Source organism: Streptomyces sp. P9-2B-2, from assembly GCF_030406865.1.
GTDB lineage: Bacteria > Actinomycetota > Actinomycetes > Streptomycetales > Streptomycetaceae > Streptomyces > Streptomyces platensis.
Genome location: NZ_CP129126.1, coordinates 6570122 through 6588485, shown reverse-complemented (window position 1 = coordinate 6588485; position 18364 = coordinate 6570122). Strand labels below are relative to the sequence as shown.

General features: G+C 71.3%; 12 protein-coding genes. 3 read left to right on the top strand and 9 right to left on the bottom strand.

Annotated elements, in window-relative coordinates:
* Positions 1-46: 46 nt before the first annotated feature.
* From QT196_RS29115 to QT196_RS29090, 6 genes are all read right to left on the bottom strand, one after another.
* On the bottom strand, positions 47-1663 hold the full coding sequence (locus QT196_RS29115) for a hypothetical protein (RefSeq protein WP_290355988.1): 1617 nt from the start codon (positions 1661-1663) through the stop codon (positions 47-49).
* A gap of 61 nt (positions 1664-1724) precedes the next feature.
* On the bottom strand, positions 1725-2039 hold the full coding sequence (locus QT196_RS29110; RefSeq protein ID WP_290355987.1) for a hypothetical protein: 315 nt from the start codon (positions 2037-2039) through the stop codon (positions 1725-1727).
* 2 nt (positions 2040-2041) lie between these two features.
* Positions 2042-3316, bottom strand: coding sequence for a type VII secretion-associated serine protease mycosin (gene mycP / locus QT196_RS29105; RefSeq protein ID WP_290355986.1), 1275 nt, complete (start codon positions 3314-3316; stop codon positions 2042-2044).
* 189 nt (positions 3317-3505) lie between these two features.
* Positions 3506-3799 (bottom strand): WXG100 family type VII secretion target, encoded by a 294-nt coding sequence (locus tag QT196_RS29100; protein ID WP_018093366.1) that lies wholly within the window; start codon positions 3797-3799, stop codon positions 3506-3508.
* A gap of 124 nt (positions 3800-3923) precedes the next feature.
* Positions 3924-4247, bottom strand: a complete 324-nt coding sequence (locus tag QT196_RS29095) for a WXG100 family type VII secretion target (RefSeq protein ID WP_168481634.1) — start codon at positions 4245-4247, stop codon at positions 3924-3926.
* Between the two features lie 364 nt (positions 4248-4611).
* Positions 4612-6207, bottom strand: coding sequence for a type VII secretion protein EccB (locus QT196_RS29090; protein ID WP_290355985.1), 1596 nt, complete (start codon positions 6205-6207; stop codon positions 4612-4614).
* 346 nt (positions 6208-6553) lie between these two features.
* Between QT196_RS29090 and eccE the strand changes: the two genes are divergently transcribed.
* From eccE to QT196_RS29075, 3 genes are all read left to right on the top strand, one after another.
* Positions 6554-7780 carry a type VII secretion protein EccE gene (gene eccE, locus QT196_RS29085; protein ID WP_168481632.1) on the top strand — a complete coding sequence of 409 codons (1227 nt, stop codon included), beginning with the start codon at positions 6554-6556 and terminating at the stop codon, positions 7778-7780.
* Positions 7780-8622, top strand: a complete 843-nt coding sequence (locus QT196_RS29080) for a hypothetical protein (protein WP_168481631.1) — start codon at positions 7780-7782, stop codon at positions 8620-8622. Before eccE ends, QT196_RS29080 begins: the two co-directional genes overlap by 1 nt.
* A gap of 332 nt (positions 8623-8954) precedes the next feature.
* Entirely contained in the window at positions 8955-11756 is a 2802-nt protein-coding gene (locus tag QT196_RS29075; protein WP_290355984.1) for an SCO5717 family growth-regulating ATPase, read from the top strand.
* Positions 11757-11966: 210 nt separating this feature from the next.
* On the opposite strand, the gene QT196_RS29070 is transcribed toward QT196_RS29075, so the two are convergent.
* From QT196_RS29070 to QT196_RS29060, 3 genes are all read right to left on the bottom strand, one after another.
* Complete coding sequence (locus QT196_RS29070) at positions 11967-12806, bottom strand: alpha/beta fold hydrolase (RefSeq protein ID WP_168481630.1); 840 nt, start codon at positions 12804-12806, stop codon at positions 11967-11969.
* Positions 12807-12948: 142 nt separating this feature from the next.
* The gene (locus QT196_RS29065; protein WP_168481629.1) at positions 12949-13896 is read right to left on the bottom strand and encodes a bifunctional riboflavin kinase/FAD synthetase; all 948 of its coding nucleotides are present in this window, start codon (positions 13894-13896) and stop codon (positions 12949-12951) included.
* A 195-nt stretch (positions 13897-14091) separates the two neighbouring features.
* A complete protein-coding gene (locus QT196_RS29060; protein ID WP_290355983.1) occupies positions 14092-18186 on the bottom strand; it encodes a hypothetical protein in 4095 nt (1364 codons plus the stop codon).
* Between the last annotated feature and the right edge of the window lie 178 nt (positions 18187-18364).

Here is an 18364-nt window from a genome sequence, read left to right as displayed (position 1 = left end):
GGCCCCACCTCGATTCCGCCGAGCACTGATCTGGACTGACAGGCCCCTACTCGATGACCTTGGGCGCCACGTTACGCTCCGGGGTCCAGGTCTCCTCATCTTCTACCAGGTAGTCCGGACGCTGTCCGTCCTCGCCCCCCTTGTCCTTCCCCTTGGCTCCGTGAGCACCATGCCCCCCGGCCATCCCCATTGGGCGGCGGCCGCCTGCCGCACCCTGCTGCGTGCCACCACGGCTGCGGTGCAGACCGGACCCTCCTTGCCCGCCGGCTCCGACCGCGCCGCCCTTTCCGCCGACCAAACCGCCTTTCTGGCGCGCGAGCCCGCCGCCCTTGGCACCGGCACCCTTGGCGCCAGCGCCCTTGGCACCGCCACCAGCGCCGCCAGCCATGCCGGGCATGCCAGCGCGTCCACCGCGAGCACCGGCCCCAGTTCCAGCTCCTCCGCCACGGGCTCCAGCTCCAGCGCCTCCGACCATGCCGGGCATGGCACCTCCACCGATACCTGAACCCGAGCCTCCTCCGACTCCGGCACCCGTACCTAGACCGCCGGTGCCCACACCGCCACCGGCACCGCCGCCGATTCCTCCGGCTCCGGCACCCCCACCAGCTCCAAGTCCCCCTCCTGAGAGCCCGTCAAGCGTCGTCCCGACATTAGGCGCCGGCGTCTTGGGGAGACCGCCGATACCGCCGTCAATCCCATGCGGACGCGGCGCCTCCAGCGGCTGCGGGGATTTGTAGCCGCCACCCTTCATGCCCGGGACATTCGCTGCACCACCCGGCGACTTCGGAGCAGATGGCATAGGACCGTACGGACCGATGGGCGGAATATTGCTGTCACTCGGGTCTCTTTCCGGGATCTCTCCCTGGCGCCGCTGGTTGGCCGTCGGCGCTGGCCCGATAGCCTTCGCACCCACCCGGTACGTCGTCGCCAGCTGCTCCATGTAGTGAGCCGCCTCGAGCTGACGTTCCCTGTCAATCGACAGGCTTCCCCGGTTCTTGTTCACCGCTTCGCCGATGGTGATCTTCGGATCGGCAAGGGCCGCGTTCAACTGTGAGTCGTCACGCCCGCTGCCGCCCACCATCCCGCCCACAAGACCACCGACGAGAGCGCCCACTCCTGGGACAGCATTTCCGATCACGGCACCCTTGCCAGCACCGGAACTCCCGAAATCGGCAGCACGGTCCGCGATGCGTTCCATCTCGCTCGGCTCTTGCACGTTGTCGACCAGGTCTTGGACCTCCCGCAACCGCTCGCCGATCTGCTCCATGACGTTGTGCATGTCGTGCGGGTACGGAGCAAGCTTCGCGAAGCTCTCGCTGATCTTCTGAGCGGCCTTGGCGAAGGCTTCAGCAGACGGGCCGTGCCAGCTCTCCAGAACTTTGTTCACCGAGTCGTCGAACTGCTTCTTGATGCCGCTGTGCCAGTCCTCTCCGACAAGTGAGACACGAACCCGGCGCCAGCCGGAAGCAACGTTGGCAACCTCATTCGGCTTGGCCCCGGCGACCATCTGCTTGACATCGTTCAGCCCAAGGTGGATGAACTGCTTACGGCTGTCAGCGATCTCGTCGTACGCCTCCGTCGCGCCGCCTCGACCACGACGGCCCTCGGATTTGGCTGGCTCCTTCACCTGAGCTGCTTTGAAGCCGTGATCATTAGACGTCATCTGCTGTCCCCCATTCCGTGATCGAACATTCTCCACCTGACGCGTGTGTCACAAACCCACGTCACCGCATGCCGATTCGGTTTTCTGCTTCCGCGTCTTGATATGCGTCCCGCACCTTGGCGGACTTGCCCCCGAAGGTCTTGATCAAATTTTGCACCTTCCCCACGAGCTCTTCGATGGCTGCCTTCATCGCATCGTGGGCATTGTGCAGGTCTCCTTCTTCCTTGAAGTCGCGCCCCAAAGCACCCTTCGGCAGATACGTGCCATTCTTCGAATGACCGACCGGCTCGTCCATGTTCTGGAGAACATGGTTGAGCTTGCCGATAACTGAATTCAGGGCGTCCAGGTCAACGCCGTACTCGCCATTAGCACCCATGATCAGATCTCCCCGTGTGTTCTCAAACCAGTCTTCCGACGCCAGTCGCGGATCGCGATGGCTGAGCCAACTACCGCGGCGACGGCCAGGAGTCCGCCGCCGACGATGTAGATGGAGATACGGGCGCGCCGTTCCTCGGTGGATTCTCCGATAGTGACGGCGGCCGGCTGGATGTTGGAGCCGTCAGCCGCGTTGGAGGGCTTGTCCGGCTGGGGTTCGGCGGTGGGCCTGGTGTCATCGTTGAGGGCGGCGACCGGGTCGACGACTCCCCAGCCGATGTTGTGGTCCGCCTTCGGGCGCACGCGCTCGGCGGTCTTCTCCAGGTGCCAGATGACCTGCTGCGGGGTCCACTTCGGGACCTCGTTCCGGTGCTTCGCGATGAGGAGGGCCGCGGCGCCCGCGGCGTAGGGTGCGGCGAAGCTGGTGCCCTGGTCGACGCAGTTACCGCCGTCGGGGACGGTGGAGACCATGTTCACGCCCGGCGCGGCGATGTCGACCCAGGCTCCCGGCTGGGAGAAGGGGGCGCGCTCGTTGTTGCGGTCCGAGGCGGCAACGGACAGCACATTGTCGAACTGCTGGAAAGCGGCGGGGTACATGTTCTTCTCCTTACCGCTCGCGCCGTCGTTTCCGGCCGACGCGACGATGAGGATGTTTTGGCGGGCCGCTTTCTGGATCGCCGCCTTGAGGGGGATCAACTTTTCCGCGCTGGCGTCCGTGCCCTGGGAAATGTTGATGATGTTGACCTTCAGCTGGACCGCGTACTCGATGGCGGCGGCGAGGCTGTCGGCGGTGCCGGCCTTCTCCTCGCTGGTCTGCTGAAGCGCGATGACCTTTGCCTTGGGGGCGATTCCGTAGAAACCCGATCCCAGCTTCGGGCGGGCGGCGATGATGCCGGCGACCTTGGTGCCGTGGCCGACCTGATCGACGGTCGGCTTGCCGCCACCGGCGACGAACTCCTTGCCGGCGCCTTCGATGTTGGGCTTGATCTGCGAGTTGCCCGCGTCGATGCCGGTGTCGATGACGGCGACCCGGACGCCCTCCCCGTGGGTGTCGGCCCACATCTGGTTGGTGAGGAGGCGCTGGAGCGACCAGGGGGTCTCTTTGATGTCGTTGGTCCCGAACTTGCACTCACCACTGTTGAGCGGCACGTTCGGGTCGTCCGCGGCCGCCGGGGCAGCGGCGATGCTCGACAGGCCGACGATGCACGCCGCCGTGACCAGCGCACCCGCCGCTCGGCGACGGTGCCCGGCTCGGTGACCAATGGCGCGAGATCCCACGGGCTTTCTGCTCTCCATGTGTGGCGAATTGGGCAGGAACGAAGGGTGAGAAGACGGAGGCGGAGGGGTGAAGGAGTGGTGGACGGCAGAAGGGCGAGCGCACTGATGCAGCGCGCTCGCCCTCATAGACCACTGTGCGAGCAGCCGGGCTGCTCAGGTCTGGCCGTTTCCGGCTCGACTGACCGGAGGTCAGCCTCCCCAGATACCGGAGTTCTTGTGCTCAGTGGCCTGGTAGTTCTGAGCGGCCTGGTCCAGCGCCTTGGCGATGGCCTCAAGCGTCGAGTGCAGGGAGGCCGCACGCTGGTCCCACTCGCGCTGGCGGGCCTGGTAGCCCTCCTGCGCCGCGCCTTCCCAGCTGGCGGCGATCTTCTTGACGCCCGCCTCGAGGTCGTCGAGCTGCTGGCGGATGTTGTTGGCCGTACCGCGCACGTCGGAACTGGCCTGCGAGATCGTCGCGAAATTAACGAGGATCTGGCCTGACATGGTGTCTCCTCAGGAGTAGATGATGCCTGGTCGATTCGCACACCACAGCGGGCCGGCGGTATGGACCGGCGGGCCCGGGCTGCGGCGGCTGGGCCGTTGCGCCGCGGTCAGCGGCGCGGCCCCATCATCCGAACGGGGAAGCCGAGGAAGAGATGTGCGAGATCGACTGCGCCTGCTCCTCTTCGGAGGCGGAGTAGTTCTTGGTGGTCTCGTCGACCGCTTCCTTGATCTCAGCCAGCAGCTGGTTGAGACGGTTGGCGTCCTCGTTCACCTTGGACTGGAGCTGGTTGTACGAGGAGGCCGCAGCACCCTTCCACCCAGACGTGATGGTGTCGACGACCGTGTTCAGGCGCGAGATCTCGCCCTGGATCGACTGGTTGACCGAGGAGATCTTGCCGCTGAACGCGACCATCTCCTCCTCGGTGGTTGTGTACTGCTGACCAGCCATAGTCAACGTCCCCCATGAGACTCGTACGTCGTACCGCACCGGGCAGCCACAGGCGCTCGCGCGGCAGGCATCTCCTGCTGACGCCTTTGGCTACTTTAACCACTCGATATGGCTCTCCCCAACAGGGGGGAGGACTGTTGTGACGGGATCACAACAATGTCAACTGGCCGTCAGCGAAACGTCGTTCACGGGAAACGGACAGATGTGCCGCTATCGGTCATTCGCCAACAGGCCCGGCCCGGCGAAGATCTCCGTCAGAAGGCCGTCGTGATCCCGGCGGGAAATCCGCGGCGGCGGAATCCGGGGCACACCGAAGGCCGCACCGAATGCCCCTTTCCCGGGTTCGGTACGGCCTTCGCTCATATCAGGACGACTGCGGCTTCTTGGCGCTCTGAATGTCCAGCGACGGTCCGGTGGAGAGGAGTTCGGACCAGGCCTTCATGATCAGCGGCGGATGGGTGCCCTCGTAGCCGAGGTGGACCTTCGCCTTGTCCTGTTCGTCATCGGCCTTGCCGGCCTTGCTTTCGCTGTCGTTGTTCTTCGGCAGCGGATAGCGCAGTCCGGTGTCGGTGATCAGGAACTGGCTGCCGTTCGTCGACTCGGAGGTGCGCACCTCCGTGTAGAGCAGGCCGCTGCCGGGGGTGACGTACGAATTGGCTCCGGTGGCAATCTTGACCGGGTAGTCGCTGCCGACCCAGGTCTGCATGTCCGGCACGCCGTTCTTGTATCCGAGCTGCTTCTCCTCGCCGCCCGGCAGCTTGTTGTTCTTGCCGTTGTAGACGCTGCACGAGACGCCGTCCCGGGTGGGACGGGTCAGCCCGCCGGTCTGGGAGCCGTGCTCGAATTCGTTGGCCACCGAGAGGCTCTCTTGGGGCCACGGGGAGGGGAACGTGCCGAAACTCCCCATGAAGAACGACAGGTTGTCGGAGTCGTCCCGCTTCGGGTCGATGCTGTTGACGGCGATCTGTTCGGGCTTGATCCGCGAACCGTCACTGTGCAGCTTCTCCGCGTTCGCGCCCTCCTCCAGGAGGTTCGCCACGAAGTCCGTCACCTGCTCGACGCCGTCCTGCTCCACGACGTACTTCTGACCGCTGCTGTCCTGGAGGATCGAACCGACCGTCTTGGCCCGCGCCGGGACCTTCGGGTCGCTGGTCTGGCCCCCCGCCCCGGCGACCACAGGCATGCTGATGCCGAGCTGGCGCGGGAGCACGAGGAGGGTGTCCATGAAGTCCTGGGACACCGGCTGGGGCTTGGTGGAGCGGAAGATGATGCGGCGCAGGGTGTCGTTGACCGCTTCACTCCCCCCGTTGAACTCGAAGGCCTTGCCCTCGCTGTCGACCAGCCACTTCTTGTGCTGCGGGTCCTCGACGAACAGCGCCTGGCTCGGGCCGAGTTTGCCCTTGCCCTCGACGGCCTGCTTGTCCTTGCCGCCCAGGATGAACACGGACTGCTGGGGCTTGCTGTTGAGGCCGCTGCCGGGACGGTTGCACACCGCCCAGGTCTTGGGCGCGTCGGCGTCCTCCGTGGTGGGCAGCCGGTCGGGGGCGTAGGGAATACCGATGGCCGGTCCGTGCGGGATCTTTCCGTCCAGCTCTTCTTCCTTGACCTTCACGACCTTGAAATTCGGGTCGATGAGCAGCCGGGCGGAGGCGAGGTTGAGGATCGGGTGCAGCAGTTTCTGCTTGCCCTGCTTCAGGACGATATAACGCGTGGTGGATTTGTCCCCGACGATGACATTCTTTCCGACCTCGTCCCAGCCTTGCGGGGCAACAGGCTTGAGAATGCCGCAGGCACCGAATCCGACGAGGGCGACGACGCCCATCATGATGCTCGGCACCACCGCCTTCAGGGGCCTGGGAGCACTCTCGATCGAACCGTTCGGCAGCGGCTTCAGAAATGCCGCATTCGTGCGCTTTCGAGCGAACGAATACGCATTCAGCTCGTCCCGACGTGATGCCATTGTTTGCTTTCTCTCCCCGCCTGTCGGATCCACATCGACCGCCCCCGGCACTCACGCCGTAGCGCCCTCTACTATGCCGTGTGTCGATCGACCCGTACGGTACGGGTGCCACCTTCCAACGCACCAGTCTCAGCGGGCGGCCGATACGCCTAGAGGCCACACCACCAGTAGAGGAGCAGGCCGGGGGATGTCCAGCGCCACCAGGGCTCGACGCCGCAACGGGCGGCAACAGCAGCAACAGCCTTCCGCTGCACCGCAATACGCGGGAAATGCTGGCCAAAACGGCACAGCTCCGGGCAACAGAGAAAATGGCGGCCGGCGTTCCGCGGCCCGCCCGGCAGGTCCGGTGGCACCGCGGCTGCGCCAACAGGCCGGAACCATCGGCGGGGTCCGGGTTCAGCAGCTGGCCATCATCGAACTCGCCGCGGCCCTGGTACTGGTGGGCTGGTCGATCCACCCGGCCGCACTGACCGCGGCCATTGTGATCGCGGCAATTCTGGTCATCTTCGCGCTCGGCCGGCGGCGCAGGATTCCGCTGCCCGAATGGATCACCACCGTGCGCGCCATGAAGCGCCGCGGCAAGGAGAGCACCTCCGCGCTCGCGGCCACCCAGGGCGTCGACCCGGCGATCGCCCCGGTGGTGGAGTGCGAACCGGCGCTGCGCACCTATGAGTTCACCACCGAGTCGGACCAGCGCGCCATCGGGTTCGTCGGTGACGGCACGTTCCTGACCGCCCTCGTCCAGGTGGACGCCCGTGACGAGCCGCTGCGCCCGGAGCGCGGCAGCCACATGCTGCCGCTCGAGGTGCTGCACACCGCGCTCGACATCGAGGACATCCACCTGGAGTCGGTGCAGTTCGTCCAGTACACCCAGCCCGCGCCGGCCCCGCATCTGCCCGAACAGGCCGTCGCGGCCCGCTCGTACGCACCGCTCCAGGCCCAGGCGCAGACGCCCGCGCTCCAGTTGACATGGATCGCGCTCAAGCTCGACCCCGAGCTGTGCTCGGAGGCGATCGAGGCCCGCGGCGGCGGGATGGAGGGCGCCAAGCGTTCACTGCTGCGCGCCGCCGACCAGCTCGTCAGCCGGCTGACCGCGCACGGGGTGCGCGCCAGGGTGCTCGCCGAGCGCGAGGTGGTGGCCGCGATCGGCACCGCGGTGTGCGTCAGCCCGCGGGCCGCCAACGGCGCGATGGGGCGTGACGGGCGAGCCGCCCGCCGCACCCAGGAGACGACCCGGGCGATGCGCTGCGACGACCGCTGGCACTCCACGTACTGGATCGGCCGGTGGCCCCAACTGGGCCAGGGCGGTGCGCCGCTGGCGGCCGTCACCCAGCTGCTGACCAGCACCAGGGCGATGGCCAGCACCTTCGCGCTGACCGCCACCCACGGCAGCGGCCGCGCCCCGGCCATCTCGGGCTACGTCCGTCTTTCCACCCGCAGCGAGAACGAACTCACCTCCGCGCAGAGCGAGTTGGAGCGCCGTTCCGGTTCCGTGAAGGTCGGCCTCGTCCGGCTCGACCGGGAACAGCTGCCCGGCCTGCTGGCCACGCTTCCCCTCGGAGGTACCCGCTGATGGCCTCTCCCACCTACCAACCCCGTGTCAACACCAGCGGCAACGGCTGGCGCAACCCCCCGCTCGGCGGCAGCGACGGCGACCACCGGCTCTCGCACCAGCCGCGCCCGGACGAGGACCAGTCGGGTCCGACCGGTCCGAAGCCGAGGCCCGGTTACGGCCTGCGCGGTCCGCGCCGCAGCCCCCATGTGCTGACCGCCGAATCGCTCGCCTCACTGACCCTGCCGGTCGGCGACGACGGCGTGATCATCGGCATCGACCCGCAGAACCAGCCCGCCGTGCTGAGCCTGCTGCGGCCCGCGCCGATGGAGATCGCGCTGGTCGGCAGCATGTGGATGGCGCAATTGCTGGCGCTGCGTACGGTCGCCGTCGGCGCCCGGGTCGCGGTCGAGACCGCACGGCCGCCGGCCTGGGGCCAGATGGCACAGGCCGCGGGCGGCGGACAGCAGTGTGTGTCGGTCCATGACGTGCGCCAGATCGCCCCCCAGGGCCCGTCGGTTTCCAGCCCGGTGCTGGTCGTACGGGACATGGGCGCACGCCCGCCGCGCAATCAGCTCGCCCCGAGCCCCTGGCAGTCGGTGCTGACCGTGCTGCCGTTCCTCGGGCCGCGGTCACCGCAGATGCTCAGCCGCGCCGATCTGGTCGGTCTCCAGCGGCTTTCGCCCGAAGAGGCGGAGGTTGTGACGCGAATCATGCGGCTGCCGGAGCAGGTCGGCGCGGTGCTGCCGACGCTCAGCGACAACGCCATGCTGTGGTGCTCGCGCGAGGGCCACCAGTTCGTCATGACGCAGCCGACAGAGGCGGAGACCAACCTGCTCGGCGGGCCGCGCCGGATGGACTGACCGTCATTCCGGGCCGGTCGCCCGCGGAGCGCTGTGCGCAGCGCGTCCGCAACCGGCCGCGGGGCACGACCTACGGGCGCATCCACGGGTGCGCCCGTAAGCGTGCGAAGGGTATGAAGACGACATGACATCGACTGCCGTTATGAGCCGACTCTTGATTAGGCTGTATGGGAGAGCCGCAGGAGCACAGCACGACGGCACTCGATACGGGGATGGCGACAGCTAGTGTTGGCGCAACCCCGGGTGGTGTGTTCCGACTTCCGCTACATCCGATCGATCCGCCTGTATCCGGTCCTGCCGTTCAGGTGCGTGGCAATACACCAGGAGGCACAGTGAACGAGCAGGAGGCTTTCCGTCCGGACGGAAACGATCCTGACGACGACCAGTCCGAGTTCGACCTGACCGGTGAGTTCAAGATCGATTTCGCCGCACCGGCCTGGTACTCGAGCAACGACACCAGTGGTGGCGGCGCGAGCGCCGGCGCCTCGTCCGCGGCTCCTCCTGCGTCTTCGTCCGCCACTCCGACCGCCGGGGCCCAGCCCCCCGTCGGACAGCCCCTGGGTCAGCCGCTCCCCGGGCCCGCCGAGGCCGCGCCGCCCGGATTCCCGACGCTGCGCCCCCAGGAAACGGGCCATGACGCCCCGGTCGCCGCCACTCCCCCGGAGACGCCGGAGACTCCCTCGGAGCCCGCACCGGCCGCGAACGAGGGTGCCGGCACCGGCAATCGGCGCGCCGGTACGGGCACCGACCCGTCGGCCTCGCTCTGGGACGACGACAAGGACGCCGAGCCGGAGGCGACGCACGCGTCCGAGCCCGAGGTCACGTCCACCGACGCGGCGCCGCAGCCGGAGACTTCGGCCGTGCCCGCCCCCGTCGAGGAGACTCCCCCGGCCCCTGAGGCCGCGGTGCCCGCGCAGCCCGCCCCCGAGGCGGCCATGCCGGAGGCGCAGCCCGCACCGGCCCAGCAGCAGCCGCATCAGGGCGTGCCCCAGCAGGGCATGCCCGTACAGGGTGTGCCGCAGCAGGGAGTTCCGGAGCAGGCCGCTCCGCAGCAAGGCGTACCGCAGCAGGGCATGCCCCAGCAGGCGATGCCCCCGCAGGCGCCCCAGCAGGGCGTTCCGCAGCAGGGCGCTCCGTGGGGTGCTGCGGCGGACGGTCAGCAGCAGGGTGTGCCCGGACAGGGCGGGCTGCCGCCGCTGCCGGCCGAGTACCAGCCCGCGGACCCACGGACGGCACAGGCGCACGCCCAGGCCCAGGCCCAGGCCGCTCAGCAGCAGGCCCAGCAGGCCCAGCAGCACGCACCGGCCCAGCAGCAACCGCAGGCGCAGCCGCAGCCGCAGCCGCACGCCCAGCAGGCGGGGCAGCCGCAGGCCGGGTACCCCCAGGGGCAGCACGCCCAGCAGGCCGGCTACCCGCAACAGCAGCAGGGCGCGCCCGCACAGCAGCAACAGCCCGCGTACGGCTATCCGCAGCCCGCGTACGGCTACCCCCAGCAGGCCCAACAGCAGCCCCAGGCGGCCGCGCAGCAGTCGGCTTACGGCTATCCGCAGACCGGTGCGCAGGGCTACCCGCAGCAGGGCCAGGCGCAGGCCGGTTACGCCCAGCAGCACGCCGCCCAGCAGGCAGCACAGGCTCAGGCCGCTCAGGCGCAGGCCCAGGCACAGGCGGCGCAGGCACAGCAGGCCCAGCAGGCACAGGCAGCGCAGGCAGCGCAGGCACAGCAAGCCCAGCAGGCTCAGCAAGCACAGCAAGCGCAGCAGGCCCAGGCCCAACAGGCCCAGGCCCAGCCTCAGCAGGCGCAGTACCAGCCGCTGCCCGGTCAGCAGGCCGCCGACCCGAACGCCGCGGCCAACTACGCGTCGTACTCGCAGCCGGGCCCGCAGCAGCCGCAGCAGCAGCGGGCCGCCCCCGGCGCACCGCTCGGCTACAGCGCCGCCGTCGAGCTGACCTCCGACCGGCTGCTGCGCAACCAGCCCAAGAAGCGCAAGCCGGGCGCCAACGCCCAGCCGTCCAAGTTCAAGCTGGGCGCGAAGAAGGAAGAGGCGGAGCGGCAGCGCAAGCTGGAGCTGATCCGTACGCCGGTGATGTCCTGTTACCGGATCGCGGTGATCAGCCTCAAGGGCGGCGTCGGCAAGACCACGACCACCACGGCCCTCGGCTCCACGCTCGCGTCCGAGCGGCAGGACAAGATCCTGGCGATCGACGCCAACCCGGACGCCGGCACGCTCGGCCGACGGGTGCGCCGGGAGACCGGTGCGACCATCCGTGACCTGGTGCAGGCGATCCCGCATCTGCACAGCTACATGGACATCCGCCGGTTCACCTCGCAGGCGCCCTCGGGCCTGGAGATCCTCGCCAACGACGTCGACCCGGCCGTCTCGACGACCTTCAACGACGACGACTACCGGCGGGCGATCGATGTCCTCGGCAAGCAGTACCCGGTCATCCTCACCGACTCGGGAACCGGTCTCCTCTACAGCGCGATGCGCGGAGTCCTCGATCTCGCCGACCAGTTGATCATCATCTCCACCCCGTCCGTGGACGGTGCCAGCAGCGCGAGCACCACCCTGGACTGGCTGTCCGCGCACGGCTACGCCGACCTGGTGCAGCGCGGCATCACGGTCATCTCCGGTGTCCGTGAGACCGGCAAGATGATCAAGATCGATGACATCGTGTCGCACTTCGAGACCCGTTGCCGCGGCGTCGTGGTCGTCCCCTTCGACGAGCATCTCGCCGCCGGTGCCGAGGTCGACCTCGACATGATGCGCCCCAAGACCCGCGAGGCGTACTTCAACCTCTCCGCCCTGGTGGCCGAGGACTTCGCGCGGGCCCAGCAGGCGCAGGGCATGTACCCCCAGCAGCAGATGGGCGGGGATCCGTACGGCCAGCAGCAGATGGGCGGCGACCCGTACGCGCATCAGCAACAGCAGTACGCCCAGCAGGGCCAGCCCCAGCAGCCGCAACAGGGCCAGCCGCCGGCCGGCTACCCGCCGCAGCAGGGTGGCTGGACCCAGCAGCCCCAGCAGGGCCAGCCGCCGGCCCACTGGCAGCAGCAACAGCCCGCTCCGGACGCACCGCAAGCGGACGGGCCCGGCCTGGCGCCCGGGTGGCAGCAGCAGCCGCCTCCGCAGTAAGGCGGACGTAGCGCAATACGGGGCGGGGCCCGGTACCTGAGAGGTGCCGGGCCCCGCCCCGTATCACGTCATCCCCCGGACGAGTGAACCGGTCCCGGCCGAACTCCGGGTGAAATCAGCCGAGTTGGGGAGGGTGGCGCGTCCAGGGCGCCGGGCGACTCCCGGCCACCCCGCCGCGGACGAGCCCCCCGGACGAGCTGCCGCGACAGGTCAGCCGCGGAGGAACGCCAGGACCGAAGCGGTCTGCCCGAGGATCGCGTGGCCGGCCTCGGGCAGGAGGTGCACGGTCGCGTGCGGGACACCGTGCCGGATGCGCCGGGCGGTGCCTTCGGAGTCGAACAGGACATCGCGGCCACCGACGGTCACCTGCACGGGCATCGTCAGACGGCCCAACGCGCCGTCGGAGAAGACGGGCAGCCGCTCCGTACGCGGCTTGAAGTGCGTGAAGATCAGCGCCACTTGGTCGAGGACGTGCCGCTGCTCAGGCAGCTCCAGACCCGCCACGGTTCCTGCCGACCGGCGTATCCCACGGCGCCCGAAGAGGCGCAGCGGCAGAGCCTTGACCAGCCAGCCCACCTTCTGTCTCCCCAGGCCGCCGGGGCACAGCAGGGCCAGGCGCGTCACCCGCTCGGGCCGGCGGGTGGCGTAGTCCAGCGCCGTCCAGCCGCCGAGGGAGGCCGCGACCATCGACGCGCTCGTGATCCCGAGCCCCTCCAGCACATCGTCCAGCCACAGCGCACAGGCGTCGGAGGCCAACGGCGGGCGGGACGGCGCGCTCAGGCCCGGCTCGCCGACGAGGTCGACGGCGTAGGTGCGGAAGTGCCGCGCCCAGGAGGTGATGTCGTCCTGCCACATCGTGGCGTTCGCTCCCGAGCCGTGCAGCAGCAGCACGGGCGGCGCGTCCCGGGGGCCGGAGGCCAGGACGAAGGTCTCGCCCTCGCGGGTCGGCACCCGCAGCTCCTCGGCCGGTACCGGCCAGGTGCGCAGCGCGTCCCGGTAGCGCCGCAGGATCTCCCCCGCACCGGCCTCGGACCGGTAGATCGTGGTCATGACGCAAGTCCCCCTCCATGGAGCCGAACAGCCGGGCGGTGCCGGACGGGCCGCCCAGAACGATGGCCGCCCTCCGGGCCCGCTCCTCGTCGCATGGGCACGGGGCGGCCGGGGAAAGCAGGGAGTCGAGAGACCGCGCCCCTCACCCCGCCGCCGCGATCAGCCCCCGCGCCAGCTTCACATCGACAGCCATCCGCTCCAGCAGTGCGTCGAGGGTGTCGAACTTCTCCATGCCACGGATGTAGGCGAAGAAGTCCACGCCGACGTGCAGGCCGTACAGGTCCAGGCCGACGCGGTCGATGGCATACGCCTCGACGGTGCGGGTCTTGCCGTCGAACTGCGGGTTGGTGCCGACCGAGATGGCCGCCGGCATCGCCTCACCCTCCACCTGGAGCAGGCCCGCGTAGACACCGTCGGCCGGGATCGCGGTGTGCGGCAGGGTCTCCACATTGGCCGTGGGGAAGCCCAGTTCGCGGCCGCGCTGGGCACCGCGCACGACGACGCCCTCGACGCGGTGCGGCCGTCCGAGGACCTCCATCGCACCGGCCACCTCGCCCTCGGCCACCAGCCGGCGGGTGAGCGTGGAGGAGAACGGCTCGCCGCCGCCCGCCGCACCGCGCTCGTAGAGGTCGATGACCTCGACGGTGTAGTCGTAGGTGATCCCGAGCTCGGCCAGGGTCTCGACGTTGCCGGTCGCCTTGTGCCCGAAGCGGAAGTTGGGGCCCTCGACGACGACCTGGGCGTGCAGCTTGTCGACCAGCACCTTGACCACGAAGTCGGCCGGGGACAGCTTCGAGAACTCCTTGGTGAACGGGAGGATCAGCACCGCGTCCACCCCCAGCCCGGCCATCAGCTCCGCGCGCCGGTGGTGCGGCGCCAGCAGCGGCGGGTGGGTGCCGGGCCGTACGACTTCGCTCGGGTGCGGGTCGAAGGTGACGACCACGGCGGGAATCCCCAGCTCGCGGGCGCGCGCGACGGCCTTGCCAATGATCAGTTGGTGGCCGCGGTGCACTCCGTCGTACGAGCCGATGGTGACGACGCTGCGCCCCCAGCCCTCGGGGATGTCCTCCAAGCCACGCCAGCGCTGCACTGTGCCCGCTCCTCGCCCGAACCCTTGTCCGTCCATTGCGCCACGTCGGCATGGCGCAGGTCTAAGACTGCCATGCCGCGGGTGGTGCTCCACGCGAAGGGTGGCTCAGCGCAGCCGTCCACCGCCGGGACCGCGGGCACGAGGCGGGGCCTCCGCACGGGCCGGAGCGCCTGTCCGGCCCGCTCAACCCACCGGTCAGCTGTGGCATCCGGCGAGCGTGGCCCGTGCCCCGGGGCCCACCACCGCCGCCCACTCCCCCGGCTCGTCCGCCACCCAGTCCTGCACCCGCCGCGCGAACCCGGGCACCCGCCGCCCCAGCTCCACCAGCCGCCCGTCGAAGCGGGCCGCCCCCTCGGGCGTACGGACCAGCAGCGCCCCGGTGCGGTGCACCAGCTCGCGAGTGCGCTCGGCCGGCCGCCGCTCCGCTCCCTCGGCGGCCGTCTGCAGCAGCGCCTCCAACACCCGGGTATCCGGGCCGGACTCCTCGTACCCGCCGTGCGGTGCCGCGTACGAGGCCTCCTGCGTCAGCAGCACCTCCAGCAACTCACGGCGCAACGGTGCCGAGTCGCCGGAGCCGACCTCGGCCACCACCGCCGCGAGCGCACACCGGACCGGTACGGGATATCCGGTCAGCAGCTCGGCGGCGAGCGGGCGGAGCGCGGCGCGGGCGGCGGGTCCGCGCTCCAGGCGGCACTCGACGAACTCCGCGACCGGCCGCGCGGCCCGGTCCGGGCAGTGCCGGGCACAGTCGCGCACCAGGCCGTCGATACGCCCGGCGAGCACCGGGTCCTCGGTGCGGGCGAGCATCCGCAGCAGCCCGGCGGCCACCGGCGGACCGGCGCCTCCGACCAGCCGGGCCCGGAAGGCGTCCAGCACCGGCCCGGGGTGGTCGGTGAGGGCGGCCCGGAACGCCGTGGGCGGCAGCTGCGGATCCCCCGCCACGAAGCGGGCCAGCGCCCGGTCCAGGAAGCGGTCCCGGGTGGCCGGGTCGCCGACGAGCAGGGCGAGCGCGGAGCCGTGGTGGGCGCTGTCCGCGGTCCGGGCGAGCAGGCAGAGGGCGGCGTAGCGCAGCAGCGCGCGGTCGGCCGCGGCGGTGACGTACGGGGCGGCCCGCAGACCGTAGGACGCGGCGGCGGCCCGGCGCTCGGGGCGGGCGTCGTGGGCCCAGCGGTCCACGGCCCGGCACACCGCCGCCGGCTCGTCCTCGGCGAGCGCGTCCATCAGCTCGTCGCCCTTGGGGTGCGCGGCCTGCACCAGCGCGTCCGTGAGCGCGTCGAGCGCCGGCCGGCGGTGGGTGTGCAGCAGGGCCTGTGCGGCGGCGGCCACGGTGATCTCAGGGGGCAGCGCGCGGCGGGCCGGGCCGTCGCCCTCCTGGCCCCCGAGGCGCTGAAGCAGTCGGGCGTCGTCGAACCAGGCGCACAGCAGCGGCTGCATCCGCTCCGGGTCCGCGCACAGCAGCTCGGCCGCGGCATCGAGAAAGCGCGACGAGCGCGGCGCACCCGCCTCGGCCGCTCCGGCAGCCCCTTCGGGCGACCCGTCGCCGGTGCCCGTGCCGGAGGCGGGGCGGGGAACTCCGGTCGGGTGCGTCCCGCCGGGCCGGGTCGCGCCGTCCCATCGGCCGGCGGACGTGTCGTCGGCGGGGTGGACGCGTACGCGCGGGGGCGGGGCGAAGGCGCGGCCGAGGGTCGGCCCGTCGTCGGACGGCAGGCCGGGGCCCGGCCCGTCAATGGACGGCAGCAGATCGCCCGCCGTCCGGCCGGACGGCGACGAGTCGGACGAAGACCCGCCGGACGAGGCCAGGCCGGACGCCCACGACCCGGTCGACGCGACGGAAGCGGACGCGGCGGAGGACGCGGCGACGGACGTGGCGACAGAAGCAGCACCAGCCGCCGCCCCGGACACGGACGCCGACCACCGCCCCCGCGGCCGCGGCGGTCCGACCGGCGCACGGTCCGGCTCGTCCCCCGGGCCACCCCGTTCCGCCCCACCTCGCGCACCCCCACCCGGCACCCGCCCCGCCCCGGCCGGCGGCCCGTCCGCCGGCAGGAGACGGCGCAGCAGATCCATCCGGTCCTCGTCCGCCAGCGCCAGCCGTTCCCAGAACCACGGGCCGAAGGTCTCCAGCCCGGTGTGCGCGAAACCGCCCGTCCGGAGCGACCGTTCGGTGATCCGGTCGGCGAGCAGCCGCAGCACGCCCGTGTACGGCCTCGCATCGGGGACCCGGAGCAGCACCCCGGAGAGCACCCGCGCGGCCCACCAGCGGCCGTCCACGGCGTGCGGGGCCGGTGTTCCGGCGGCGGGGGCGGTGGCCATCGGCACCAACTCCGCCAGCCGGAACGTCAGTTGCACCGAGCCCTCACGTCCGGCGAGCCGCAGCAGCGCCTGGACGACCGGCCCGACGCGGTGTCCGGGGACGGGCAGCAGATCGAGATCGACATGGGCGCCCTGGAGCCACTCCCCGAACTCCTCGTGCGCGAAGCGGTATCCGGTGCCGGCCGGGACCAGCAGCCCCTCGGTGAGCACCGCGGAGGCCCAGCCGGCCGCCCGGGGGAAGACCTCCTCGAAGGACGTACGGTCCAGCGCTCCGGGGCCGGAGCCGAGGCAGCGGCGGGCCGCCTCGTGCACCTGGCCGGCGACCTGGGCGGCCAGCCGGCGGACCGCGGTGCCGCGCAGTGCGGGCCGGTGCGCGGCCGCGATGCGTACGGCGATGCGCAGGCAGACCAGGTCCAGGTAGGCGTCGAAGATCTGGTGGCGGTCCGGCGCGCCGATGCCGCCGTCCCGCCCGGCCTCGTCCCCCTTGGGGAGCGCCGCCCGGACCTCCGCGAGCAGCCGCAGGGCCAGCGGATGGCGGGCGTCCGGGGCGGCGGGTGCGCCGGACGGCAGGCCGTAGCGGGCGCGGGCGCGCTCCGCGGCCTCCTGGGAGAGGTCGCCGAGCTCCACACAGGCGGGCAGCGCGGGCACCGGGCGGTGCGGCCGGTGCAGCAGGCCGGGTGGGAAGAGCGCACCGGCCCGCTCCCAGTACTCGGGGCGGCAGGCGATCACCAGCCGCACCCCGGCCGTCCCCAGCCAGTCGGCCGTCGCCCCGGTCCACTCGGCCAGCCGCCGCAGCAGCCCCGTCGGCATCTCCTCCGGCCCGTCGAGCAGGACGAGCAGCGGACTCCCGGCCGCGGCCGCCGCGTGGGCCACGCCGTGCGCCGTGGTGTCGGCCGGATCACCGGCCGTACGGTCCGCACCGGCGACGGTCCGGCCCGCGGAGCGCAGCGCGCGCTCGACCGCGCTGCGGACGCCGTCGTCGCCGGGCCGCAGTTCCGCACCGCGCAGCCAGACGGTCGGGGCGGGCGCGGGACCCTGCGCGCGGCGAGCGGCCAGCCCGGCCAGCTCGGTGCTGCGCCCGGTCCCGGGCTCCCCCACCAGTCCGAGCACCCGGCCACCCGCCGCCCCGCCGTCCGCCTCGAAACGGGTGAACTCCGCGGCCACGTCCGGCCGTTCGACCGGCTCGCGCCACAGTCGTGGCCGCGCGGCGGAGCCCAGCGCCACCTCGGCGAGATGCCGCGCACCGGCCGGGTTCAGCTCGCTGCCGTAGGCCGGGACGGTCCGCGCGTTGCGCTCCAGCAGGGCGGCGAGCGGGCCCCGTGGCGCCGCCTCGGCGACCGCGCGCAGCGGAATGGCGAAGCCGCCCGCCCGGCGCCCGGGGGCCTGCCCCTTCCGGAAACCGCCGGGTGCCTGCGGATGCAGCGCGGTGCCGAGGACCGCGAGCACCACGCCCGTCCGGGCGTCCAGCACCGGCCCGCCGATCGCGGGACCGCCCAGCCGCAGCGCCTCCCGGCCGCCCGCGCAGAGGCCGAGTTCCAGCGTCTCGTCGAGCAGATGGACACGCGCGGCGGCCGTGTACATCACCCCGGAGCCGGGCCCGACGACCGTGCCGTCCAGCCAGCCGCCCGCCCAGAGCCGGGCGCGGGTGTCCGGGGCCGGCCGGCGCGCGGCGAGGGGCAGCGGGGCGAGCCGGTGCGGCCCGAAGCTGTCGGTCCGTACGAGGGCGAGCCCGGCCTCCGGAAGGGGCGTGATCGCATCGGCCGCCACCAGGCAGGTCCATCCGCCGCCCCCGGCCGCACCCCCGCCCGCGCCGTCCGCCATGGGTTGCAGCACCAGCTGTGCCGCACCGTCCACCGCTTCGTGGCTGGTGACCACCGTGCCGTCGTGGTCCGCGAGGAAGCCCGTACCCCGCGTCCGACCTGCCAGATCGCGGATCCGCACCAGTGCCGCGTCCGCATCGGCATCCAGCAACGCCATCGTCGGTCCTCTCGCCCTGTCCCGTTCTCCGCACGGTAAGCAGGCGGTGATCGCCGTGGGAGAGCAGCCGGCCAACGCGCCCCCGTCCACTCCTTGATTCACTTCGAGCGCCTCACCGAATGAGTGAATGGCCGGAACCTGTCGGAGCGGAGGGGATGGGCGGCGGGTGGCACACGGC

Bases quoted from the DNA above. Each gene is read 5' to 3' on its own strand.
- QT196_RS29090 (WP_290355985.1), bottom strand. From the start codon at position 6,207: ATGGCATCACGTCGGGACGAGCTGAATGCGTATTCGTTCGCTCGAAAG.
- QT196_RS29100 (WP_018093366.1), bottom strand. From the start codon at position 3,799: ATGTCAGGCCAGATCCTCGTTAATTTCGCGACGATCTCGCAGGCCAGT.
- QT196_RS29070 (WP_168481630.1), bottom strand. From the start codon at position 12,806: ATGACCACGATCTACCGGTCCGAGGCCGGTGCGGGGGAGATCCTGCGG.
- QT196_RS29060 (WP_290355983.1), bottom strand. From the start codon at position 18,186: ATGGCGTTGCTGGATGCCGATGCGGACGCGGCACTGGTGCGGATCCGC.
- QT196_RS29080 (WP_168481631.1), top strand. From the start codon at position 7,780: ATGGCCTCTCCCACCTACCAACCCCGTGTCAACACCAGCGGCAACGGC.
- QT196_RS29110 (WP_290355987.1), bottom strand. From the start codon at position 2,039: ATGGGTGCTAATGGCGAGTACGGCGTTGACCTGGACGCCCTGAATTCA.
- QT196_RS29095 (WP_168481634.1), bottom strand. From the start codon at position 4,247: ATGGCTGGTCAGCAGTACACAACCACCGAGGAGGAGATGGTCGCGTTC.
- QT196_RS29115 (WP_290355988.1), bottom strand. From the start codon at position 1,663: ATGACGTCTAATGATCACGGCTTCAAAGCAGCTCAGGTGAAGGAGCCA.